This is a genomic window from Pseudomonas sp. CIP-10, assembly GCF_020911845.1.
Taxonomy (GTDB): domain Bacteria; phylum Pseudomonadota; class Gammaproteobacteria; order Pseudomonadales; family Pseudomonadaceae; genus Aquipseudomonas; species Aquipseudomonas alloputida.
Window position 1 is genome coordinate 5,122,085 of the sequence record NZ_CP087160.1, and the last position, 22,344, is coordinate 5,144,428.

Below are 22,344 nucleotides of genomic sequence, written 5' to 3' on the forward strand. Positions count from 1 at the left end.
GTCGAGAGAGGCTACGTCAGGTGCTCATGCGACCAGCGATGGCCGCCAACTCATCATCAGACAGACGCTGTTCAGCCCAACCCTTGGCAAAACTTACGCTTTCAGACCTTGGCAACCTTTCCTCAGGCAGATTTTTAATCCGAACCCTCGCGGGCAGCGCAGCGCCTTCGCCGACAAATAGCCCTTCTTGCTGAGCCAGAGTTGGAAGTGCCTTAATCATCCCAGCCAAGCCATCAGGGAGGAACCGAGCGACATGCGCCTGATCAGCAGCGTTACTGAGCCGGAGAACGAGCCATGTACCACATTGAGATATAACTGTACTTTCTATATCTGCGGGTCTCTGACTTACCAGCATTAAACCGATGCCATATTTTCGCCCTTCTCTGGCTATGCGACGGATTGCCATTTGAGCGGCTGCATATTCTGCTTCACCGCGATCAGGAACATATCTATGAGCTTCTTCGCAGACCAAGAGAACAGGATCTCTGCGGCGCTCGTCTACCGTCTGATATAGCTTGTACTGAAAAAGCAAGCGCGCAATCACAGCGGCGAGAGGACCAGCCACTTCATTGGGTAGTCCTGAAATGTCGATTATGCGGAGATCCCGCTTTTCATCTTCCTCGCCCGCAAACTTCCCTACAAACTGAGCAATGATAGTTTCGAGCTTTTCCTCTGGATCCCATTCCCTCATCAAAAAATCAATTCGGGGATCGCGACAAAGTACACCAAGCTTGTCAATGATTGATTTAAAACCTTTGCCGAAATCAGTTTCTGTTACCCTTTCAGTTACCTGAGCTTTGGTTGCCCGCGCAGCTTGCAGATAAAGAATATGATTAAGCAGCTCACTTAAAAGAAATGGACGAGGTTTATCTCTATCAAACTCTATAATCTGAGAAGCGTTCACACCCTGTTTCGGTCGTGGTGCATCAATATCCAATCCATCTTGAGGAATTGCCCAACCATACCCCGTAGGAGCCGCCTCTACGAGCCCAGCGGCCGCCATTCGTGCATGAGTAAGAGCCTTATAAATTATATTATTTTGGGAAGTTGCTTCGTACTCGGTCTTCCCAATAACTAAAAGCCTAAACTCCTCTGCTGACATCAACCAGTAAGGCAATCTGATAGGAGTGCCCGGAGTGTCATCTGTTCCGATAGGATCATAAGCTCTGAACACTCTTGCTCGCTGGGAAAACGCCTTACCATATTCACCATGCGGATCAATCATGACTATGCGTGGCGTAAACATAGACCCGACACCTGGGGAGTGATCCAAAATGCTATGAAGTAACGCTGCCACAGCGCCTGACTTCCCAGAGCCGGTTGAACCCAAAACAGCACAATGCAGAGAGAACATTTTATCTACGTTCGCGCGGCAGACGGCAGCATCGGCACCTACATACGTCGCGAACGCAACAAGCGAGTCAACCCCTTCAGGCCGTTGCCCTTCAGCAGACTGGTAAAGTATCGCCGCCTCGTCGCGTGTTAGGAGATAGACACTCTGCCGGGGTAGAGGATAGGTGGACACCCCGCGTGCAAATTTAAGCCGACTTTGCCCAGAGCTCCACGCGCCTTCCGCAAATAGCTGGATTTCCATAACACGCTGGTCAGCGTCAATCGGTATAGACGGCAATGCCATATCGGCCAACTCTTCAGATTTCATTCGAAGCAATGTCACAAAGCCAAACACCAAGCGTCGACCGAAATGAACTTTCACAATGCTTCCAATCTGCCCGATTGGGTATACCCGCCCCCCGAAACTTCTTGTCAATTCAGAGACATCTCCAGACAACTCAACTTTAACTATTGAGCCTGACACCTCTACTATCGTACCTACTTTGAGGTCTGGCACTGCTTCGAATGGCGCTGTCATAGGAAACTCTCCGATCCATCACGAAGCATCTTTGTCACGCCTGCAAATGTCCACCAGGCTCTTTCAGCGTTCTCAGCAGGCGCATGAACAGCGTCACGGCTACCAACATAAAGCCCATTCTGGGTGAGAATATAAAGACGAGAAGCCCAAGGTTTCCCCCTCCACTTAATTAAACACTCAGGAAGTCCATCAACCTCACGCACAAATGCCAATAAAGTGGTTCGGCTATCGGCTCGCCCCATACATATTTCTATTTCGTCGTTGATGTGATCATCACCAAAGCTATATCCACAAATTGCGAGAACATTGTCTTCGCGATTAGACAACGACTTCCTTAATAAATCAAACTGCGCCGCAAATGGATCCCGCTGGGTGGCTGCGTATTTTGTTGCCTGTGGATGTATCAGGATCAGTCCATTTCGATTTGGATACGTATCGATATCACGAACTCGCCAAACCTTTCCGTCATCCCCCAAGTGCCAATCGATAGAACCATGAAGTTTCACAACGCATGCTCTAATGGACTTGGTAGGTTCTTCGTCTCCGAAGCGGTGAGTCCGAAATGCTACGGCCCCTCCTGAAAAACCATCCCAGTATGAGACACTGGCAAGAGCAAGGGCATCTTCAAGCAACGTATCATAGTTTGTAGTGAAAAGTTTAACCGCCCGCCTACGATCATGTAGACCCGCTTGCGATGTTTTGAATAGTGCATCGACAAAGTCCTTATGGTCACCTATTTGGACCAGCGGCTTAGCAGCGTTTCCTACTTGCTCAACGTTCTCATCCCGAGCAGGCACATAACCCCAGCGGATGGTTTCTGCAATCCATTTTAAAATCGCTTTGTGAGCATTATTCATTTGCTCAAGGCTGAAAACCGTATTATCGATTGATACGGTTTTTGATCGAGAACGCGATGCTAGTGCACCATAGTCGCCCAGGTGGCTCAAGATATGCTCAATATGGGCGCCTTCCGGAATCTCATTGAAAAGCGCAGTAAGGAGCGCCAAGTGCTCCGTTCCTTGAGCCAAAGCTTTGACCCTATCGGTGAGGGGATACATCAACGGAATCTTTGCCCCAAAACTTATACCTGCTCCTAGGAGCCAAGTAAGACAAGGTGAGGCTAAGTGTCGGTCAAGCTGTTCCAGCCAATCGTTAGCGTTCATAAGCCTTTCCATAGCGGATCCGGTCCGGTATGGCTATTTGCCACGAAATCCTGTCGTCCATCAAGAGGTTCAGGCCCACACACTGCGGCTGAGTGGCACGGATAGCCGCCCATTTGGATTTTTGTGTGGCGTGTGGCCACAGCGAGCTGGGCCTGCTCCAGTGTGTTGAATCGCTCAACGCTACCGGTGCTGATCGGGTGTTTCCTGAACTGGAAGCCGTTCGAGGCAAGCTGGGCCATGCCCCATCAAAATGGTTTGGTCGTTACAAGATCAAACAGGGCGTCACCGATGGCCGCAAGACGTTCCACAGCTTCCGCCATACCCTTATTGATGACCTACGGGATGCCGGGGTGCAGGATTCTCTGATCAAACGTATCGCTGGGCACGAAGATGCAGCGGTGACGTTCAGCGTCTATGGGAGCCGTAGCCCCATCAGGGCGATGCTGGATGCGTTGTCGCATATCCGGCTGTAGTCCTCACTAGTGTACGCAATGGCGGTGGTGGCCTTCCGGATGCCAAACCGGTGTTAACCATCGACAGGTCAGTGCTGGGGCTGCCACCGCATGCGTCGGTGCAGCCCTCAAAGGCGCCAACGCTCGTCAATACCCCGTAGAGTCAAAGGCGAGAAGCAGTCTTGCTTATAGTGGCCATTGGCCATTAAACACCAATCACTACAACCCGTAACGAAGTTATAACTTCACGAACACGCAAGAGCATAGTCATATATATACATATATAAACTTTCAGGCAAACGCATAGTCATAACACTAAGAATAAGTTAAGTTTCGCGATTTTGCATAGTCAATATTGACGAGGGCATTCAAACCCTGTTGAATGTGCCCCATCGAAGCGACGCAAGGATAAGCAAGGCACAAACCAACAACACGAAAGTTTCATCAGACAAGAGTAAACTCCATGCCATAACATTTAACCCCGAAATACGATCACCCCAAATAACCCGCCCACAGAACCCTCACTTGAGGCGACGGGCAAGTATTACCAAAAATTTATGAACGAATTAATGATTAACAATATCCCGGCAACCACCATCATTAGCAGCCCCGCCCTTGACCACTTCTTGAGCGATAAGGCGATGACCATGAGCAGCATTGAAATCGCTGCTCTGACCGGAAAGCAGCACGCCCATGTAATGCGTAACATCATCAAGATGATTACTGCATTAGGTGAAGTAGATGTCTCCACATTTGGAGGGATCTATACTGATAGCTATGGCCGCGAAATGCCATGTTTCAATTTGCCACGGCGCGAGGTAGATCTACTACTCACTGGTTACAACGTAAAAATGCGAGCGGCTGTATATGATCGCTGGCGCGAACTTGAGATTGAAAACCACCTTGACACCCGTTCCATCAAGAAAAACCTTGTATTCGCATTGAATGCCGCATGCGTTCTAGAAGATGAAGCTATCAGGTTGAGCCACCAGGTTGAAAAATTGCAAAATCAGATTTGTGCAGACGCTCAGAAAGTACACTTCTACGACAGCATGGTTAAATCAACGCAACTGTTTAACGTAGCAAAGGTCGCTAAGACCTTAGGTACAGGTCAGAAGCGTCTCTTTGAGTACATGCGCACCCACAAGATTCTTATGTCCAATCGCCACAGCCATAACGAGCCTTACCAGGAACATCAGGACGCAGGACGGTTCCAAGTCAAATGGAAGAAGCGGAAGAGTCATGTAACTGGCAAAACGACTTGGGTTGCTATTCCACTTTTCACTGGGAACGGCTTGATCTGGATTGAACAGTTTATTGCCAAGCATGGCCGCGATGGTTTGTAAGAGCCACACATAAAAACGAGCCTAGCTTTCACGCCAATAAAAACGCTAAGGACAAATAGACAAATCCACTTATCTATCCCTTGCGTAAGCTAAACAGCCGTCTCGACTAAGCAAAACCGGAAGATGGCTGGCAATACCGCCAGCTATCGATCACACCAGGACAAACTAAAATCGGAACAAGAATTTATTTAAAACCTCTGAGCAGCAACCTGCCAGCACCGTTTAATACATGGAAAACAAAAATAAGCCCGGGAGCCGAACACAAACTTAAACAGAGCAATAATATCATCTATGGACAGCGTTAGCCCAGCCCCCGCGATCGCCAATTTTATCAGCATCAACCGCTTAGTCATCGACAAACGCACCGGCGAGATCATGGGGTATGACGACAAGCCGTCAGTATTGACTGCCAAGATCAAGTATCAACAGGAGTTGGGTAAATGCCGTAGCATTGATGACTTTGAGGATCACATCAGCTTCGTAGACAGACGCAAACTGCCGCCCCATGACTTGCACTCATTACGCGACGAAATTGACCTTGCACACGGCACTTGGCGACGTAGCGGCCTTGACTGTCGAATAACACTGCCCCAGCAGCGACTACTCGAAAAGCTGCATGACTTAGTCATCTACCACAATGTGATTTTCATTACTCAAAACGATCTCTCGAAAAAGCTGGGGGTGAGTGAGTCAAATCTAATAAAGAAACTTAAAACCCTAACAGAAGCAAAACAATTAATTATCCACACATCGCGAGGCAACATTCGCACCGGCGAGATGAAACTCATCTTAAATCCAAGACTGATCTTCCGCGGGTCAGATGTAGCGCGTGAACGATATATTCAGGAGTGGTATCGTCCGACCTGTACATTGCAATCAAGTGAACCAATCACTGCTGGCAGCTTTGAAACGACCTCGTCCTGCACAGCAGCCGTATGAAATCAAAAAAAACTACGCAAGAAACTCGCTAGACAGCCCGCACGTAAAGGGCGAAGCAAAATTCTTAGTATATAAAGGAAGTGCCAACTTACGCCAAATGGCGGAAGGGGGCACAACGCCAAAGCGGAAGCTTTGAGATTAACCAACTCTAAAGATGCATGATATGTATTGTGGCGCATCACCACATATATAATAATGGGTGCCTAAGGCACGAATGCAAAGACATAATAAGAGAGAGACAGTGACGCACGTCACGACAAAATCAACCTGTGCCGAAGGCACATTGAACAATGTTACATTAATGAGGAAGGAGGGTGGCACCCCTCCCCCAAATCAAAATCAAACCACTTGAGCATATTGATCCATGACGCACTGCGTCACAATTAACATACTCAGATTTACAATCTTAAAGTTGGTGGGGCTTAAGCTCCTGCCCCACGCCCTCCAATACAATATTAAATTAAAACTTAATTTATACCCGCAACGGTACGTTGCAATTAAACCAGGGAGGGCGGAGGTGCACCAACCACCCCACCACCCAAATCAAACTTAATCCTGAACACTTTACTAGAACATCCACTGGGAGGAGAACCAACTTACACCGGTTCCAACTGCCATTGAGTATCCGACAACTTCAGTAGACTTCTTATTCTTGAACGGGCCTAGGTATCCTTTGCCTGCCTTAGACACTAAGACCTTTTAGCCAAGCTTATTCAGCTTAGTCGAATCCTGGGGGTCCAAGAAACCATGGTAATCTGGTGATGGCAGCAGCATGACATACCAGCCCTTCTCCGACTCTGGCAATACTTCTGCCTTGTACAACTCAATCGGTGACTTGGCACACAGGGGACTAACATAATCGTAGTTCTTATCATCCATAACCACCGCTTTCCAATCATCCCCATCCATTGGAAACGCAATATACGGAGTAAATCCGATGTAACCACCAGCGTAATTCTTTACGTTTGCTTCACCGCAGACGACACCCCATGGCTTCACCTGCTCGTTCCGGTATTGAGCAGACTGGGGGTCAGTCATCTGCGCCTCCAACGCAATACGTGCCTTGGAAGTTGAGTCATCACAACCTGAAAGCAGCAGTGCAGCAGCCACAAACACACCTTGGAACATCAATTTCATCGTCTACTTCCTGTACATGGTCGAACCCGGCTAGACCAACGCTTGTACCTGCCACACACTGAGGCATGGAAGAAACGGTATCGTCGGGTTAGGGTATTGAATTAAAAGCCAGCAGGGGCTGCGGCAGTACTGCATTACGAACACTCCACAACCACTGCTGGATGCTGCTTAACTGGCTACCCGATCTTTCCGAGGTGAGTCAGGAAACACCTATCAAACTCCGAACGAAAATCGATGGTTAGCGAGCACTTGTTTCAAAGTCTGGAAATCCGAGTCAGTGAATGCCGAATGGACTACGCATTTGAGAACTCCAAGCCGCAGTGCTTTTTCATCAACCGACTCCACCCAGCCGTACTCGATGAGGCTTGAGATTGCCCGGTGCACCCGCTCCTCCCTGAACGTAAGAAAATCAGGTAGCAGCGTGGTGTCGACACTCACCGCACGGTTACTGTCCATACGCATCAGGAGAAGGAGCATCACTGCCACCTTATCCTCGTTCAGGGCGCTGTACGCCGCCAATGCCTCAAAGGCGTATCGTGGAACACAAACCGTTTGGTCATTGGCTACATTTTGATCAGTCATGAGTCGTCCTCTGCTAAGCAGCTTGTTGAGTAAGCATGGTTTTGGGTCTTGCGGGACTTGCTCAACTCGCTGGACTTGCCGACTAACTGGACTCGCTGACTTACCCGACGACTGCCTTTGACTGGGCATCGACGCCGTACACCGTGGACTGACTTAGAGGGTCCGTGTGGGGCACCGCTTTGGATGCCTAACTGACCTGCATGTCACGATTAGTGTGTTCACGATTAAAGCACACTCGCTGACCATTGGGGAATGCCTGCACCTCCCCCTTCACCAGCGCTCCAGCAGCAATTCGGCACCCGAGTCAGGGTGCTCCGTATGGCTATGGGCATGAGCCAGGAAACGTTCGCAGATCGGTGCGGCTTCGCCCGAACCTACATGTCTCGCATCGAAACGGGTGGTGCCAACCCATCCATCAACGCCATCAAGGTGTTGGCTGACGCATTGGGCGTAAGTATCTCCACCCTGTTCGAAGGCCTGTGATACCCGCCGAATAACTATACGAAAACTGCCATTAACTACCTTCCTCCACTGCCAATACACTTCCTACAGCCACCTCCCCTTATCGCAAGCCTTGAATTTGCTGGTATTGCGAGCGGCTGGGTCAAGCAAATCCCTCCCTTGATCCAATATCCGACTAAATTGGCAGGACTTTCCCTTACAGTATTACAGTCACCTGTTGCCCGTTGCATACCCACTTGTCCCTAGCCTCAGCAGGGGCTTTCCTGCCCCAGTCGCTCCACCAACTTCCCGTGCCTACTCCCCACCATCGAGCGGGGCATTTTACGCCCGTATGAAAGTCCGCATGTATGCACTTGGGTACACCCTGGAGACTACAAGCACCTGTGTCATTTTCAGAAGACGACTGCACCAGTTGATTGGGCGTAATGGCTGTTGTGCAGCCAGCTCCTGACAGTTCAATATCAGAAGTGATCTGCACCAATCTCGACTATGCTCAATACTCGTGTGCACCAAAGCGAGGTGAGCATGGCGACGGACACCCCACGGATTCCAGAACAAGGCGTGGCCACTCTGCCTGATGAGGCTTGGGAGCGTGCGCGCCGTCGTGCGGAGATCATCAGTCCGTTGGCGCAGTCGGAGACGGTCGGGCACGAAGCGGCCGATATGGCGGCTCAGGCGCTGGGCTTGTCTCGGCGCCAGGTATACGTTCTGATCCGGCGTGCCCGGCAAGGCAGCGGCCTCGTGACGGATCTGGTGCCCGGCCAGTCCGGTGGAGGTAAAGGTAAGGGGCGCTTGCCGGAACCGGTCGAGCGCGTCATCCACGAGCTACTGCAAAAGCGGTTCCTGACCAAGCAGAAGCGCAGCCTAGCGGCCTTTCACCGCGAAGTCACTCAGGTGTGCAAGGCTCAAAAACTGCGAGTGCCGGCGCGCAATACCGTGGCCTTACGGATCGCTAGCCTTGACCCGCGCAAGGTCATCCGCCGGCGGGAAGGCCAGGATGCCGCTCGTGACCTACAAGGTGTGGGCGGCGAGCCTCCTGCCGTGACCGCGCCGCTGGAGCAGGTGCAGATAGACCATACGGTCATCGACCTGATCGTGGTCGATGACCGCGACCGGCAACCTATTGGCCGCCCGTACCTGACCCTCGCCATCGACGTGTTCACCCGCTGCGTGCTCGGCATGGTCGTCACGCTGGAAGCGCCGTCTGCCGTTTCGGTTGGCCTGTGCCTCGTGCATGTCGCCTGCGACAAGCGCCCTTGGCTGGAAGGACTGAACGTGGAAATGGATTGGCAGATGAGCGGCAAGCCCTTGCTGCTCTACCTAGACAACGCGGCCGAGTTCAAGAGCGAGGCCCTGCGCCGGGGTTGCGAGCAGCATGGCATCCGGCTGGACTATCGCCCGCTGGGACAGCCGCACTATGGCGGCATCGTGGAACGGATCATCGGCACGGCGATGCAGATGATTCACGACGAACTGCCGGGAACGACCTTCTCCAACCCTGACCAGCGCGGCGACTACGATTCCGAAAACAAGGCCGCCCTGACGCTGCGCGAGCTAGAGCGCTGGCTCACATTGGCGGTCGGCACCTACCACGGTTCGGTGCACAACGGCCTGCTCCAACCGCCGGCCGCGCGCTGGGCCGAGGCCGTGGCGCGTGTCGGCGTACCGGCCGTCGTCACACGCGCTACTTCGTTCCTGGTCGATTTTCTGCCGATCCTCCGGCGCACGCTGACCCGCACCGGCTTTGTCATCGACCACATCCACTACTACGCCGATGCGCTCAAGCCGTGGATTGCGCGGCGTGAACGCTGGCCGTCCTTTCTGATCCGGCGCGATCCGCGCGACATCAGCCGTATCTGGGTCCTGGAACCGGAGGGACAGCACTACCTGGAAATTCCCTACCGTACCTTGTCGCACCCGGCTGTCACCCTCTGGGAACAACGGCAGGCGCTGATGAAATTGCGGCAGCAAGGGCGCGAACAGGTGGATGAGTCGGCGTTGTTCCGCATGATCGACCAGATGCGCAAAATCGTGACCACCGCGCAGAAGACCACGCGCAAGGCGCGGCGCGACGCAGATCGACGCCAGCATCTCAAGGCAACGGCACCGCCTGTCAAAGCCACGCCACCACCGGACGCTGACATGGATGACCAGCAGGCGGACAACCAGCCGCCCGCCAAACCGTTCGACCAGATTGAGGAGTGGTAGCCGTGGAAGAATATCCCATCATCGAGCTGTCCCACCTGCTGCCGGCGGCGCAGGGATTGGCCCGGCTGCCGGCGGACGAGCGCATCCAACGCCTTCGCGCCGACCGCTGGATCGGCTACCCCCGCGCGGTCGAGGCGCTGAACCGGCTGGAAACCCTGTATGCGTGGCCAAACAAGCAACGCATGCCCAACCTGCTGCTGGTCGGCCCGACCAACAACGGCAAGTCGATGATCGTCGAGAAGTTCCGGCGCACGCATCTGGCCAGCGCCGATGCCGACCAGGAGCACATCCCGGTGCTGGTCGTGCAGATGCCGTCCGAGCCGTCTGTGATCCGCTTCTACGTCGCGCTGCTCGCGGCGATGGGTGCGCCATTGCGACCGCGCCCACGACTGCCGGAAATGGAGCAACTGGCGCTGGCACTGCTGCGCAAGGTCGGCGTGCGCATTTTGGTGATCGACGAGTTGCACAACGTCCTGGCTGGTAACAGCGTCAACCGCCGGGAATTCCTCAATCTGCTGCGCTTCCTCGGCAACGAACTGCGCATCCCACTGGTCGGGGTTGGCACGCGCGACGCCTATCTGGCCATCCGCTCGGATGACCAGTTGGAAAACCGCTTCGAGCCGATGATGCTGCCGCTGTGGGAGGCCAACGACGATTGCTGCTCACTGCTGGCCAGCTTCGCCGCTTCGCTTCCTCTGCGGCGACCCTCGTCGATTGCCACGCTGGACATGGCCCGCTACCTGCTCACACGCAGCGAGGGCACCATAGGCGAACTGGCGCACTTGCTGATGGCAGCGGCCATCGTCGCCGTGGAGAGCTGCGAGGAAGCGATCAACCATCGCACGCTCAGCATGGCCGATTACACCGGTCCCAGCGAGCGGTGGCGGCAATTCGAGCGGGAACTGATGTGAAGCCAGCGCCACGCTGGCCACTGCATCCGGCTCCCAGGGAAGGCGAAGCCTTGTCTTCGTGGCTCAACCGCGTGGCCCTTTGCTATCACATGGAGGTGTCCGAGCTGCTGGAGCACGATCTTGGTCACGGTCAGGTTGATGACCTGGACACCGCGCCACCACTGGCGCTGCTGGAGATGCTCTCCCTGCGGAGCGGCATCGAGCCGGATCGGCTGCGTTGCATGAGTTTCGCCGGCTGGGTGCCTTGGCTACTGGACAGTCTTGATGATCAGATTCCAGATGCATTGGAAACCTATGCGTTCCAGCTCTCGGTGCTGCTGCCGAAACTCCGCCGTAGGACGCGATCCATCACGAGCTGGCGTGCCTGGCTGCCCAGCCAGCCGATACATCGCGCCTGTCCGCTCTGTCTGAACGACCCGGCAAACCAAGCCGTACTGCTTGCATGGAAGCTGCCCCTGATGCTGAGCTGCCCGCTGCATGGCTGCTGGCTGGAATCCTATTGGGGCGTGCCAGGGCGGTTTCTCGGCTGGGAGAACGCCGACGCCGAACCGCGCACCGCCAGCGACGCGATTGCGGCGATGGACCAGCGTACCTGGCAGGCACTGACAACCGGTCACGTGGAGCTGCCGCGCCGACGCATCCACGCTGGATTGTGGTTTCGGCTGCTACGCACGCTGCTCGATGAGCTGAACACCCCGCTTTCGGCGTGCGGAACCTACGCGGGGTATCTCCGCCAAGTCTGGCAAGGCTGCGGGCATCCGCTGCGTGCTGGGCAAAGTCTGTGGCGACCGTATGAAACCCTGAACCCGGCAGTACGGTTGCAGATGCTGGAGGCAGCGGCAGCGGCAATCAGCTTGATTGAGGTGAGGGATATAAGCCCGCCAGGCGAGCATGCAAAGCTGTTCTGGTCCGAGCCCCAAACCGGGTTCACCAGTGGTCTGCCGGCGAAAGCGCCGAAGCCCGAACCCGTCAATCACTGGCAACGGGCGGTCCAAGCTATCAGTGAGGCGATCATTGAAGCGCGGCACAACCCCGAGACGGCGCGCTCGCTGTTCGCCTTGGCTTCCTATGGTCGGCGCGACCCAGCTTCCCTGGAACAGTTGCGAGCCACCTTTGCAAAGGAAGGCATCCCCCCGGAATTTCTGTCACATTACGAGCCTGATGGACCCTTTGCATGTCTTAGACAGAATGACGGGTTAAGTGACAAATTTTGACGGCCAGAATTTTCCGGCGCACACTGTCACATAATCGAACGTATACGTGACGGGTGAAAAGGTGCTGATCGGCTACATGCGGGTATCGAAGGCGGACGGATCCCAGTCCACCAATTTGCAACGCGATGCGCTCATCGCCGCTGGTGTGAGCCTTGCGCACCTTTACGAGGATCTGGCCTCGGGCAGGCGCGATGATCGCCCAGGGTTGGCTGCTTGCCTGAAGGCGCTTCGTGAAGGGGACACGCTGATCGTGTGGAAGCTCGATCGGCTTGGCCGTGATCTGCGCCACCTGATCAACACCGTGCACGACCTAACTGCGCGTAGCGTGGGCCTGAAGGTCCTGACCGGTCACGGTGCGGCGGTCGACACGACGACTGCCGCCGGCAAGCTTGTGTTCGGTATTTTTGCCGCGCTGGCCGAGTTCGAGCGTGAGTTGATTTCCGAGCGAACAGTCGCTGGACTTATCTCGGCGCGCGCTCGCGGCAGGAAAGGGGGGCGCCCCTTCAAGATGACCGCCGCCAAGCTACGCCTGGCGATGGCCAGCATGGGGCAACCGGAAACCAAGGTGGGCGATCTCTGCGAAGAACTCGGGATTACCCGGCAGACGCTCTACCGGCACGTGTCGCCCAAGGGCGAACTGCGGCCAGACGGCGTAAAGCTGCTCTCCCTCGGTTCAGCCGCATAAATGGAGGCGACCTGGAACGGGGCGCTGTTCAGTGCGGCAACGATCCGATTACCGGTGTCGACCCAGAGCAGCCGTAGAGCTTTTGGGAAAGCTGTCGTTCAACGCCGAGTTGGACGACCAGTGCTCTAGTGCTGCTGCCGGGTAAATCTGCACGCTGCCGCGCTCCGTTGTGGACTCGACCGCGTACCCTTCCGGCGTGAGCATCGTGGAGTACCAGCCGACGATGGTTCCGTGCCACATCGAGCCCTTCGTTTTGCGCACGGTCTGACCGTGCTTGAATTTCGTATGAGTTTCCGGGTACAGCATTTGCATCTCCTTCAAGCGTTACGCCCAACTATTTAATCGAGCGCGACCCGCTACAGCTGCGCTTTCGCTGGCGGCTCATTTCGGTCGTTCAGCGGCAGTTTTTAAGTTGTGATTTTATGGAATACTTTTGCGCAGCAAAACCATAAAGCCGCGACTTAAAAACTGTCCAGCGCAGGCACGAAGTGCTGGAGCGGTGCTGCAACGACTTGTTAGATGACTGAGTTTATTAGTGGGCACTTGCTTTGGAAAGCAAGTTTAAAACTACTACACCACTAACTATGAGCCCCATACCTACAAAGCCCCACGCATCAAGCTTTTGCCCATGAAGCAACCAGGCAATGGCTGTAATTATGACGACGCCGAGTCCCGACCAGACTGCATAAGCAACACCGACAGGGATGGATTTCAGAACCAGAGAAAGAAAATAAAATGCGATGCCATAACCGATTATGACAACGGCGGAAGGGGCAAGCTTAGTAAAGCCCTCGCTAGATTTTAATGCGGATGTTGCGATTACTTCGCCAACTATTGAGATAGCAAGAAAAAGCCAGCCTTTCATGATATATCTCCCAATTTGTGTAGGGCTTATTATGCACGCTTAAAAATAATAAAAACAGACTTGACCTGATAGTTTGGCTGTGAGCAATTATGTGCTTAGTGCATCTAACGCCGCCATAAACGGCGACAGGGTGGCGCGCCTATTGCGCATAAAATGGCGAAGCCATGCGCAACAGGCGCGGAATCTCTGGCGTCCGGTTTGATGGCTTTGTTATGCAAAGGACTAGTCTTCAATGACGTGTAAACCACGGCGCTTTAAGTCCTCCAACGAATCCAACATTCCCCTTATTAATTCAACAGGATGCCCCTCCCAGTCTTCAACAACGCCAACAATTCTCAAGGGTTCGCAGGTTCTATAGGACTGTGTTGGATTACCGGGAAATCTTTTGTTCGTAAGATTCGGATCGTCTTCGAACGGTCCTGTTGGCTCAACTATGTATATGTAGCCGCGACCCTCGAGGCCAGACAGTGACATAGCAAGTTCAGCTCCCCAAACTGCTGGCTCCATCAAGGCTGAAAAGTAGATGTGCTTAAGAATACGACCGTCCTCGAAATGAGAGATGAACCCTGTGGTTAGCAAGTCACCAATCGCCAAATTGGCTTTGGTTCCATGATAGAACGGTCCTTGCACCTGCTTGTAATTATCATGAGAGATGGGAATCCAATCTTTTACCATTTTAAGACCCTTAATTGTTGGGATTTGGCTGCATAACTTTGTTTTAGGGCGACTGCCCTGCTGCGTAACATCGTTGCTGCTCCATAACATCAAACATCGACCCACGGCGTAACGCGCTTGCTGCTTGGATGCCCGAGGCATAGACTGTACAAAAAAACAGTCATAACAAGCCATGAAAACCGCCACTGCGCCGTTACCACCGCTGCGTTCGGTCAAGGTTCTGGACCAGTTGCGTGAGCGCATACGCTACTTGCATTACAGCTTACGAACCGAACAGGCTTATGTCCACTGGGTTCGTGCCTTCATCCGTTTCCACGGTGTGCGTCACCCGGCAACCTTGGGCAGCAGCGAAGTCGAGGCATTTCTGTCCTGGCTGGCGAACGAGCGCAAGGTTTCGGTCTCCACGCATCGTCAGGCATTGGCGGCCTTGCTGTTCTTCTACGGCAAGGTGCTGTGCACGGATCTGCCCTGGCTTCAGGAGATCGGAAGACCTCGGCCGTCGCGGCGCTTGCCGGTGGTGCTGACCCCGGATGAAGTGGTTCGCATCCTCGGTTTTCTGGAAGGCGAGCATCGTTTGTTCGCCCAGCTTCTGTATGGAACGGGCATGCGGATCAGTGAGGGTTTGCAACTGCGGGTCAAGGATCTGGATTTCGATCACGGCACGATCATCGTGCGGGAGGGCAAGGGCTCCAAGGATCGGGCCTTGATGTTACCCGAGAGCTTGGCACCCAGCCTGCGCGAGCAGCTGTCGCGTGCACGGGCATGGTGGCTGAAGGACCAGGCCGAGGGCCGCAGCGGCGTTGCGCTTCCCGACGCCCTTGAGCGGAAGTATCCGCGCGCCGGGCATTCCTGGCCGTGGTTCTGGGTTTTTGCGCAGCACACGCATTCGACCGATCCACGGAGCGGTGTCGTGCGTCGCCATCACATGTATGACCAGACCTTTCAGCGCGCCTTCAAACGTGCCGTAGAACAAGCAGGCATCACGAAGCCCGCCACACCGCACACCCTCCGCCACTCGTTCGCGACGGCCTTGCTCCGCAGCGGTTACGACATTCGAACCGTGCAGGATCTGCTCGGCCATTCCGACGTCTCTACGACGATGATTTACACGCATGTGCTGAAAGTTGGCGGTGCCGGAGTGCGCTCACCGCTTGATGCGCTGCCGCCCCTCACTAGTGAGAGGTAGGGCAGCGCAAGTCAATCCTGGCGGATTCACTACCCCTGCGCGAAGGCCATCGGTGCCGCATCGAACGGCCGGTTGCGGAAAGTCCTCCCTGCGTCCGCTGATGGCCGGCAGCAGCCCGTCGTTGCCTGATGGATCCAACCCCTCCGCTGCTATAGTGCAGTCGGCTTCTGACGTTCAGTGCAGCCGTCTTCTGAAAACGACAACCTGAATACACACACCCTGTATTTTCCGTAGTCATTAGCCTTGCTTTTGATTTTGAATACAGACATACTCCTTGCATCTAGAGGCAAATGAATACATAGGACAAGGATATGGCAAAGGTCGGATACATTCGCGTTAGCTCGGTTGACCAGAACCCAGAGCGCCAGCTTGACGGCATCACCCTGGACAAGGTTTTCACTGAAAAGGTGAGTGGCGCGACCACAGACCGCCCACAGCTCCAGGCGATGCTTGAGTACGTCCGAGAGGGCGATACCATTGTTGTCCACAGCATCGACCGCTTAGCCCGCTCCTTGGCCGACCTGCTGAAGCTGGTAGAGGACCTGAACAAGCGTGGTATCCATATCCGTTTCAGCAAGGAACAGCTTGAGTTCACTGGTGAAGACAATCCGATGCAGAAACTGATGCTCTCGATGATGGGCAGCTTTGCTGAGTTTGAGCGGGCGATGATCAAGGAACGCCAGCGAGAAGGCATCGCCAAGGCTAAGGAGAAAGGCGTCTACAAGGGCCGAACTAAGACCGTCGATGACGCTGCTATCCGTGCTGCTATTGCTGGTGATGGCGTAACTAAAGGCTTGTCTTTCCGTGGGGCTGCTGAGCACCTTGGGGTTAGCCTGAGTACCGTACAGCGTGCAATGAAAGCCGCTGTGTAACGCTGTCAGAAGCGATCACAGCAACGCTCCTGGGTGGCCCTTGTCACCCAGAGGATATTTTAAAAACGTCTATCTGGGGCTCTACGGGGCTAGAGTAGGGCATTAAACACCGCTCGCCATACCGCCAGGTTTTCGGCCGAAGTGCCACCCCCTCCGTTGATATTTTCGCCAGCAAACGCAGACCGTTTCCGAAGTGGGCAAGGTGCGGTAGAAAAAATTTTTTTGCAATCTGGCCGTTGAAAAGTTCCCCCTCTCCTCCAGCTCGCCCGAGCATCCTGTAAGCTCCAAGCACCGTGCATCACCGCCAGGATAAGGGGATCCCTGATATGGACGACAAGGCCGCTGCAACCGCTGATGCACTCGAGCTGCTGCTGATGAATCAGACAGCCCTTAGGGCTGCTATCGAGGAGCTGAGCACCTGGATTCGCCAGCGTGGCTCGGTGAACGTCCACGACAACGCAATGGTTGCTCTACGAGCCCTCGACACAAACGCTGACGCTATCGCTTCAACGATTGATTGCCTACGGAAGGGGTAGCGTCCGCCTAGGTAAACGGACGCCCTATAAGCAACCTAGACGCCGCTAGAGGTTATTCTTAAGCCAGTCGGAACCAGACTTATTAAACCCGTTCCAAGCACCATCGCCCGTCAGTTTGACCACCAATAGTTCATCATTTTGGTCAATGTAGGGGAGTAGGTAGTCCCGGATCGCAATGCAGCTACTATCAGACTTAACAATCCAAGTCGAATCTAGGTGGTGCCACCATAACCCCACCCTTTTGATGGCCTCGATGAGTTCACCGTAATTCTGAGCGGGTTTGTTCAAGTCATAGCCAATGAGAAATGTAGCCATATGTCAACTCTCCAAAGTGATTTAGCAAAGCGGCATCTAAACCGCCCAATTGCTTGAGCGGTTCAACAGAGCTAGGTCAGCGAGGTAGCGATCTGAGGTGCTGACATACGTCCTCCCACCTTCCGAAGCGGAAGCGGCGGTAGCGATGCACAAGCACACATTTGGAGCTGGCACTAATGGTCATGATGGTCTTACCTTTGTGAGTGCGATAGTGGTTCGCAAGCATCCAGAGGCGACCACCAATCAGTTGCCTGTTGACGACTAGGTCAGCAGTTGGCTAAATGGCGTCCTTCTCTCGATGTACGCGTCTACAAACGTATGCGTCGGAGGGTGCGGGTAGTCACGTTTCTGTCGCCAAACGTCGCGTGGCTACCTGCAAGCATTCTTCAGCAGAACCCCCTTAATTGGGGGTTTTTGCGTTCGTGCTGCCACCATAACGACATCCTTTTACTCAATCAATAGCTGTACCCCGCCACAACCTGTTAATAACCTGTTGATAACATGTGTCTCGAATGCTACCGAAGCCACGTAGGCCTTGGCTTTCGCGGCTTTCCGCTGCGTTAAACCGTTCGTCCCTCGAACGAAAAAAAAATTTGCTCCGAGCTCCTACAGCACGATTTAAGCCTTGGAAAGAACAAGGACCCCGTTCCCCAAGGGAACGAACCTTTTATCGTCACTAGGGCCTTTTGAGGGCCTCTAGAGGGCAAATCCAAATCAATCTGTGTTTTTGTCCAGTCCTTCTGTGGTCTTGAAGCCAGCACCATTGCCGAGTTATCCACAGCCTAATCGTCAGAGTTGGCGCTTACCCGACAGCTAGGGTAGAGGAGCCGTATTGGCATTTCACTTATGGCCCCTCTTGCCTTCACGAGCCCTCGAAAAGCTGCTGGAGCAGCTCTGCGACAGTCGCTGTCGGCACGCCCGAGCCATACGTATCGAACGTGATGGTGCCAGAAGCGTGCCCCATTACAGCCTGAGCGTGAGTCGTTGGAACGCCCTTGGCTTGCATCAGCGAAGCCAGTGAATGCCGCAATGAATGGAAGACTAAACCGCGTTCATAATCATCCCCTAGGGCAGCCGGGATGGCGTGCTGGTTGACCCACTCACCCGACGGCCTGTAACCAATCTGGTCTAGCGCTTCGCTCCCACTGCTGCGTATTACATCGACGTACCTCAAGAACTCTGCTAGGTCGAAGCCATAGGCACCGTCAGTAAGCGGCACCAGCCGCTCGCTCTGCTTGTTCTTGATTGACTTCCCTTCCCCGGCTTCGTTGATGTGAATGGCAACAAGGCCAGACTCCGTTGTCACAACGTCGCCCGTGGTCAACTGGCATATCTCCTTCAGCCGCCCTCCAGTGATGATTCCCAGGCTGAGCAACCATCGCTTCCACGAAGTCTCTGGGAGGCCGTTTGCATAGTCCATCAGCTTGCTCACCTGGTGCTGGGTAAAAGCCTTACGGGTCGATTCAACCCCCTTTGTGAGCTTCAGCTTCTTGTCGTAGGTCTTGCTCAGGTGCCCGTTCTCGACGGCCCAGGTAAAGACAGCCGAAAGCTTCACGATCAGTTTGTTCACTGTCGAAGGCATCCGACCTACTGACAGGCGTTCCCGGAACGCTACTAGGTCTGCCCTGGTATGGTTCCTCAAATCCAACCCATCCAAATTCTCGGAAATCACCCTGTGGCACAGGGTCGTCTCCTTCAAGGTCGTGGGCTTCTGGTCCCCGCCACGATCAGCCATATAGAGCTGCGACAGCACATCGAAGGTCATCGGGGTTGCCACTGGCTCCGTTACCGTACTCATCACCTCACCATACGGTGCGAATTCCGGCATCGAGTTAACAGGCACGTTCCGGTACAAATCTCCCCAGTGACGTAGTGGGTGGCCGTCATCAGAAGACTTAAGCGTCCTACTTACCAACGTCAGCAGATGCTCCCTCAAATCGTTCCATGAGGCATCAGGGCGTTCCAAGTGGAACGATTGAAGCGATGCAGTGAGACGACCAGATGCTTGCATTGCCCATTTGCGATCAGTGGTCTTGAGGGAGACAGACACCGTACGACTCACGCTGCCCGTCACACGGAGGCGTAGGTAGTAGATTCCTTGTCGTCGGTAATGGTAGGGACTCGCCAACCGACAATTTGGCCTCAAGGGAAGCGTGTGGTTTGTGACAGCACTTGTGACAGGGTGCTCCTGTGGAGAGGTGTTCATGGTGGTTAAACCCCTGTAATCATTGGGTTAACCCTTTCCCTCTTTGTCGTTCTGGATGTATTGCCGGGAGGATTTGCGCAAGTTGAAGCGCATTACCCTGCTGTGGGATTACATCCGGGCGGTGACCGAGGCGAATGCGCCGTTGTTGATGGGGCAAACCCGCGAGATGCGCTTTGCCCAGGACTGATGGGCCTGCGCATTTCCGAAGGCAACACAGCCCCTGTAGGAGCGGGCTTGCCCGCGAACACCGGCAAAGCCGGTGCCAGACAGCGCGTTGCCTGCTTCGCGGGCACGCCCGCGCCTACAGGGGCTATGTGACAGCCCGAGCGGCGACGATCAGTAGGATGCGACCACGATGGACACTCGACGGTTCTCGGTACGCCCGGCGCTGGTGCGGTTGTCCGCCACCGGCTGGCTGCTGCCCAGGCCACGGCTCTGAATGTTCTGCGCCTGCATGCCAATCCCCACCAGCGCCTTGGTCACGCTTTGCGCGCGGCGCTCGGACAGCTGCTGGTTATACGCCGCCTTGCCCGACGAGTCGGCATGCCCGTCCACCCGCACGCCCTGGATACCAACGCCGAGCAGCGCCTTGCCGATGCGCTCGACAATCGCCTGGCTCTGGCCGTTGAGGCTGTCCAGATCGCTGCCGAACAGCACTTTGCCAGACAAGTCGTAGGCCCAACCTTCATCGGTCGGGGTGAAACCTTCGCGCTTGAGCACGGCAATCTGTTCTGGGGTAAGGCCTTTCGGGGGCGCGCTCTGGCAACCCGTCAGCGCCAGCATGGCGAGCAACAAGGCCCAAAGCGGAAAACGTAAAGCTTGCATCACGGGTTCAACTCCTGTTCCTGATTTCGTTGGCGGACCGTTCCGTCTGCGCCAGTTGCCAATGGCCACGGCGTTCGCGCTTGGCCTGGTACATTGCCGCATCGGCGGCATTGAGAAGACTGGCGGGGTCAGCGCCGTCATCCGGGTAATAGGCAATACCGACACTCAGCGAGGTGGAGATACTGCGGCCACTGTCCAGTTGCACCGGCAGCTTCATGCTGGCAACGATTTTCTCGGCAATGTGTTCGGCGTCCTTGCGCGTATGCAACGGCGTCAACAGCACGGCAAACTCGTCGCCCCCCAGGCGCGCCACCAGATCGTGCTCGCGCAGTTGGGCGCGCACACGTTCGGCCACGCTGATCAACACCTCGTCACCCACGGCGTGGCCGAGGGTGTCGTTGATCTGCTTGAAGTGGTCGCTGTCGAGGAACAGCAGTGCCAGGTGGTCCTGCTGACGCGCCGCATTCCGCACGCTGCGGCTCAGGCGTCCTTCAAAGAAGGCGCGGTTGGGCAAGCCGGTCAGGCTGTCGTGGCTGGCCTGATGGGCAAGGGTCTGGTTTTCGCTCTGCAGGTGGCTATGCCACACCTCCAGTTCATCCAGCAGGGCATTGAAGTCGTTACCCAGCTCGTTCAGCTCGGCAATCGGCGCTTCTGGTACGCGCCGGTCGAAGCTGCGCTCGCGGCGGGCGGCATGGGCGACACTGGCCAGGCCACGCAGCGGGCGGGTGATATCGCTGAGCAGGCGCCGCGACAGATACTGGGCAGCCAAGGCGCTGAGGACCGTGCAGAACAGGATACCGGCCAAGCCACTGAGCAGGAACAGCAACAGGCTCCTGCCCTGGCCTGCCAGCTCGATGTGCCCGACCTGCTGTTGCTGGTGCACGATCGGCAGAATGACCGGCTCATCCAGCAAGGCGCTGGCAACCTGCACCTCCAGCTGCGCGAGCATGCCGGTATTGTCGCGTTGCCAGTGCGCCAGTTGCTCGCCCTCGTTGTTGAAGACCTTGGCCTCGGCCACTTCTTCGGTACTGGCAATCAACGCCAGCGACTCATTGGCAGCGGCGCTGTCATCGAACACCACCGCCGCCTCTACCGTGTAATTGATCGAGCGGGCGATCAACTGCAGGTTATGGTTGGCATAGACACGCAGGGCGAGCACGCCCAGCAGGGTGAGGGAGATACCCGCCAGGCCAACGGCAAGCAAGGCGACGCTAAGGTGACCACGGCCCAGCACCGAGCGCAGGGTCGGGCGCACCGTACGCTTGCGGGTCGGTTTCATGGCTGCCCCCCCCGGCGCCGCGACAACTGCAGCACGCTGGGGTGAATACGCACGCCAGAGCGTGCCACCGAGTCGAGATTGACTTCAAAGGCCACCTGCTGGTCGCTGACCCGCAGGCAGAACAGGCTGCCGACCGTGCAGGGGTCATCCGCCTCGCTGATGCTCAGCACCGGGTGGCCGCCGATACGCTGGAACAGCCGATCCCGCTGGCCCTGGTCAAGCTTGCCAATGTAGAGGGCATCGCAGGCCTGGGCGACCTGGGTGTCTTCTGCCAGCAAGCGCCGCACCTGCAGCGGCCGGCCGGACTCCTGGACATGGCCCTTGATGAGATCGTCGGCGTACTCGGTCGGGCCGACCAGGCACAGGCGCAAAGGAGAGGGTTCGACGGGCCAGCGGGCGTAACTGAAGATACCCAGTACTACCTGGGTGACTGCCTTGGCGCGTTGCTGTGCCTGGGCGGCGGTTGTGCCGGGGTCTGCCCGGGCAGCGCCTGCAGAAAGGAGCAGGACGGCCAGCAATAGCGAAAGCGCACAGCTTGTCACTCGCCTTGCGGCCACGTTCATGTGGGAAATCCCTTTAAGCCCCTTCCGATATCGGCGCAACGATAGCACATGGC

Annotated in this window: 20 protein-coding genes and 3 pseudogenes; 12 read left to right on the top strand and 11 right to left on the bottom strand. The window is 55.4% G+C overall.

Annotation, left to right across the window (positions count from 1 at the left end):
* Positions 1-16 precede the first annotated feature (16 nt).
* Together LMH93_RS23145 and LMH93_RS23150 are read right to left on the bottom strand one after the other, a co-directional pair.
* Positions 17-1,870 carry an ATP-binding protein gene (locus LMH93_RS23145; protein WP_230064626.1) on the bottom strand — a complete coding sequence of 618 codons (1,854 nt, stop codon included), beginning with the start codon at positions 1,868-1,870 and terminating at the stop codon, positions 17-19.
* Entirely contained in the window at positions 1,867-3,033 is a 1,167-nt protein-coding gene (locus LMH93_RS23150) for an SIR2 family protein (RefSeq protein ID WP_230064627.1), read from the bottom strand. The genes LMH93_RS23145 and LMH93_RS23150 overlap by 4 nt, the downstream gene beginning before the upstream one ends.
* 143 nt (positions 3,034-3,176) lie before the next feature.
* Between LMH93_RS23150 and LMH93_RS23155 the strand changes: the two are divergent.
* From LMH93_RS23155 to LMH93_RS23165, 3 genes and pseudogenes are all read left to right on the top strand, one after another.
* A pseudogene (locus tag LMH93_RS23155) lies at positions 3,177-3,506 on the top strand (tyrosine-type recombinase/integrase); the annotation flags it as partial.
* Positions 3,507-4,054: 548 nt separating this feature from the next.
* On the top strand, positions 4,055-4,831 hold the full coding sequence (locus LMH93_RS23160; protein WP_230064628.1) for a phage antirepressor KilAC domain-containing protein: 777 nt from the start codon (positions 4,055-4,057) through the stop codon (positions 4,829-4,831).
* Positions 4,832-5,122: 291 nt separating this feature from the next.
* A complete protein-coding gene (locus LMH93_RS23165; protein ID WP_230064630.1) occupies positions 5,123-5,770 on the top strand; it encodes a replication/maintenance protein RepL in 648 nt (215 codons plus the stop codon).
* 699 nt (positions 5,771-6,469) lie between these two features.
* Here the strand turns inward: LMH93_RS23165 and LMH93_RS23170 are convergent.
* A complete protein-coding gene (locus LMH93_RS23170) occupies positions 6,470-6,907 on the bottom strand; it encodes a hypothetical protein (protein WP_230064631.1) in 438 nt (145 codons plus the stop codon).
* 213 nt (positions 6,908-7,120) lie between these two features.
* On the bottom strand, positions 7,121-7,489 hold the full coding sequence (locus LMH93_RS23175) for a hypothetical protein (RefSeq protein WP_230064632.1): 369 nt from the start codon (positions 7,487-7,489) through the stop codon (positions 7,121-7,123).
* A 252-nt stretch (positions 7,490-7,741) separates the two neighbouring features.
* Here LMH93_RS23175 and LMH93_RS23180 point away from each other — a divergent pair, with 252 nt between their 5' ends.
* From LMH93_RS23180 to LMH93_RS23205, 5 genes are all read left to right on the top strand, one after another.
* A complete protein-coding gene (locus LMH93_RS23180; RefSeq protein ID WP_268256891.1) occupies positions 7,742-7,972 on the top strand; it encodes a helix-turn-helix domain-containing protein in 231 nt (76 codons plus the stop codon).
* Between the two features lie 504 nt (positions 7,973-8,476).
* The gene (locus LMH93_RS23190; RefSeq protein ID WP_172688984.1) at positions 8,477-10,159 is read left to right on the top strand and encodes a Mu transposase C-terminal domain-containing protein; all 1,683 of its coding nucleotides are present in this window, start codon (positions 8,477-8,479) and stop codon (positions 10,157-10,159) included.
* A 2-nt stretch (positions 10,160-10,161) separates the two neighbouring features.
* Positions 10,162-11,070, top strand: coding sequence for a TniB family NTP-binding protein (locus tag LMH93_RS23195; RefSeq protein ID WP_230064634.1), 909 nt, complete (start codon positions 10,162-10,164; stop codon positions 11,068-11,070).
* 20 nt (positions 11,071-11,090) lie between these two features.
* On the top strand, positions 11,091-12,284 hold the full coding sequence (locus LMH93_RS23200) for a TniQ family protein (RefSeq protein WP_442800203.1): 1,194 nt from the start codon (positions 11,091-11,093) through the stop codon (positions 12,282-12,284).
* A 61-nt stretch (positions 12,285-12,345) separates the two neighbouring features.
* Positions 12,346-12,969 (top strand): recombinase family protein, encoded by a 624-nt coding sequence (locus LMH93_RS23205; RefSeq protein ID WP_003155741.1) that lies wholly within the window; start codon positions 12,346-12,348, stop codon positions 12,967-12,969.
* A 123-nt stretch (positions 12,970-13,092) separates the two neighbouring features.
* Here LMH93_RS23205 and LMH93_RS23210 read toward each other — a convergent pair.
* The 3 genes and pseudogenes from LMH93_RS23210 to LMH93_RS23220 form a co-directional block, all read right to left on the bottom strand.
* A pseudogene (locus tag LMH93_RS23210) lies at positions 13,093-13,281 on the bottom strand (hypothetical protein); the annotation flags it as partial.
* 220 nt (positions 13,282-13,501) lie between these two features.
* Positions 13,502-13,834 carry a quaternary ammonium compound efflux SMR transporter QacE gene (gene qacE / locus LMH93_RS23215; protein ID WP_064161975.1) on the bottom strand — a complete coding sequence of 111 codons (333 nt, stop codon included), beginning with the start codon at positions 13,832-13,834 and terminating at the stop codon, positions 13,502-13,504.
* A gap of 222 nt (positions 13,835-14,056) precedes the next feature.
* Positions 14,057-14,509, bottom strand: coding sequence for an NAD(+)--rifampin ADP-ribosyltransferase Arr-3 (locus tag LMH93_RS23220; protein WP_001749986.1), 453 nt, complete (start codon positions 14,507-14,509; stop codon positions 14,057-14,059).
* 172 nt (positions 14,510-14,681) lie between these two features.
* On the opposite strand from LMH93_RS23220, the gene intI1 reads away from it, so the two are divergent.
* The 3 genes from intI1 (at position 14,682) to LMH93_RS23235 (ending at position 17,103) form a co-directional block, all read left to right on the top strand.
* Positions 14,682-15,695 carry a class 1 integron integrase IntI1 gene (gene intI1, locus LMH93_RS23225; RefSeq protein ID WP_000845048.1) on the top strand — a complete coding sequence of 338 codons (1,014 nt, stop codon included), beginning with the start codon at positions 14,682-14,684 and terminating at the stop codon, positions 15,693-15,695.
* 311 nt (positions 15,696-16,006) lie between these two features.
* Entirely contained in the window at positions 16,007-16,567 is a 561-nt protein-coding gene (locus LMH93_RS23230) for a recombinase family protein (protein ID WP_230064636.1), read from the top strand.
* A gap of 326 nt (positions 16,568-16,893) precedes the next feature.
* The gene (locus tag LMH93_RS23235; RefSeq protein WP_230064637.1) at positions 16,894-17,103 is read left to right on the top strand and encodes a hypothetical protein; all 210 of its coding nucleotides are present in this window, start codon (positions 16,894-16,896) and stop codon (positions 17,101-17,103) included.
* Between the two features lie 1,177 nt (positions 17,104-18,280).
* Here LMH93_RS23235 and LMH93_RS23240 read toward each other — a convergent pair.
* A complete protein-coding gene (locus tag LMH93_RS23240) occupies positions 18,281-19,183 on the bottom strand; it encodes a tyrosine-type recombinase/integrase (protein ID WP_230064639.1) in 903 nt (300 codons plus the stop codon).
* Between the two features lie 490 nt (positions 19,184-19,673).
* Here LMH93_RS23240 and LMH93_RS23245 point away from each other — a divergent pair.
* Positions 19,674-19,811: pseudogene (locus LMH93_RS23245) on the top strand (LysR family transcriptional regulator); the annotation flags it as partial.
* A gap of 149 nt (positions 19,812-19,960) precedes the next feature.
* Here LMH93_RS23245 and LMH93_RS23250 read toward each other — a convergent pair.
* From LMH93_RS23250 to LMH93_RS23260, 3 genes are read right to left on the bottom strand one after another with little or no spacing between them, the layout of a single operon-like run.
* The gene (locus LMH93_RS23250; RefSeq protein WP_014754448.1) at positions 19,961-20,452 is read right to left on the bottom strand and encodes an OmpA family protein; all 492 of its coding nucleotides are present in this window, start codon (positions 20,450-20,452) and stop codon (positions 19,961-19,963) included.
* Positions 20,453-20,456: 4 nt separating this feature from the next.
* Positions 20,457-21,728 (bottom strand): diguanylate cyclase domain-containing protein, encoded by a 1,272-nt coding sequence (locus tag LMH93_RS23255; RefSeq protein ID WP_003251568.1) that lies wholly within the window; start codon positions 21,726-21,728, stop codon positions 20,457-20,459.
* Positions 21,725-22,291, bottom strand: coding sequence for a YfiR family protein (locus LMH93_RS23260; RefSeq protein WP_060538258.1), 567 nt, complete (start codon positions 22,289-22,291; stop codon positions 21,725-21,727). The genes LMH93_RS23255 and LMH93_RS23260 overlap by 4 nt, the downstream gene beginning before the upstream one ends.
* Between the last annotated feature and the right edge of the window lie 53 nt (positions 22,292-22,344).

Excerpts from the sequence above, each read along its gene's own strand:
- LMH93_RS23150 (WP_230064627.1), bottom strand. The coding sequence starts at position 3,033 with ATGAACGCTAACGATTGGCTGGAACAGCTTGACCGACACTTAGCCTCA.
- LMH93_RS23240 (WP_230064639.1), bottom strand. The coding sequence starts at position 19,183 with ATGACCTTCGATGTGCTGTCGCAGCTCTATATGGCTGATCGTGGCGGG.
- LMH93_RS23220 (WP_001749986.1), bottom strand. The coding sequence starts at position 14,509 with ATGGTAAAAGATTGGATTCCCATCTCTCATGATAATTACAAGCAGGTG.
- LMH93_RS23190 (WP_172688984.1), top strand. The coding sequence starts at position 8,477 with ATGGCGACGGACACCCCACGGATTCCAGAACAAGGCGTGGCCACTCTG.
- LMH93_RS23180 (WP_268256891.1), top strand. The coding sequence starts at position 7,742 with ATGCCTGCACCTCCCCCTTCACCAGCGCTCCAGCAGCAATTCGGCACC.
- LMH93_RS23230 (WP_230064636.1), top strand. The coding sequence starts at position 16,007 with ATGGCAAAGGTCGGATACATTCGCGTTAGCTCGGTTGACCAGAACCCA.
- LMH93_RS23170 (WP_230064631.1), bottom strand. The coding sequence starts at position 6,907 with ATGAAATTGATGTTCCAAGGTGTGTTTGTGGCTGCTGCACTGCTGCTT.
- LMH93_RS23160 (WP_230064628.1), top strand. The coding sequence starts at position 4,055 with ATGATTAACAATATCCCGGCAACCACCATCATTAGCAGCCCCGCCCTT.
- LMH93_RS23175 (WP_230064632.1), bottom strand. The coding sequence starts at position 7,489 with ATGACTGATCAAAATGTAGCCAATGACCAAACGGTTTGTGTTCCACGA.
- qacE (WP_064161975.1), bottom strand. The coding sequence starts at position 13,834 with ATGAAAGGCTGGCTTTTTCTTGCTATCTCAATAGTTGGCGAAGTAATC.
- LMH93_RS23235 (WP_230064637.1), top strand. The coding sequence starts at position 16,894 with ATGGACGACAAGGCCGCTGCAACCGCTGATGCACTCGAGCTGCTGCTG.
- intI1 (WP_000845048.1), top strand. The coding sequence starts at position 14,682 with ATGAAAACCGCCACTGCGCCGTTACCACCGCTGCGTTCGGTCAAGGTT.
- LMH93_RS23255 (WP_003251568.1), bottom strand. The coding sequence starts at position 21,728 with ATGAAACCGACCCGCAAGCGTACGGTGCGCCCGACCCTGCGCTCGGTG.
- LMH93_RS23165 (WP_230064630.1), top strand. The coding sequence starts at position 5,123 with ATGGACAGCGTTAGCCCAGCCCCCGCGATCGCCAATTTTATCAGCATC.
- LMH93_RS23145 (WP_230064626.1), bottom strand. The coding sequence starts at position 1,870 with ATGACAGCGCCATTCGAAGCAGTGCCAGACCTCAAAGTAGGTACGATA.
- LMH93_RS23260 (WP_060538258.1), bottom strand. The coding sequence starts at position 22,291 with ATGAACGTGGCCGCAAGGCGAGTGACAAGCTGTGCGCTTTCGCTATTG.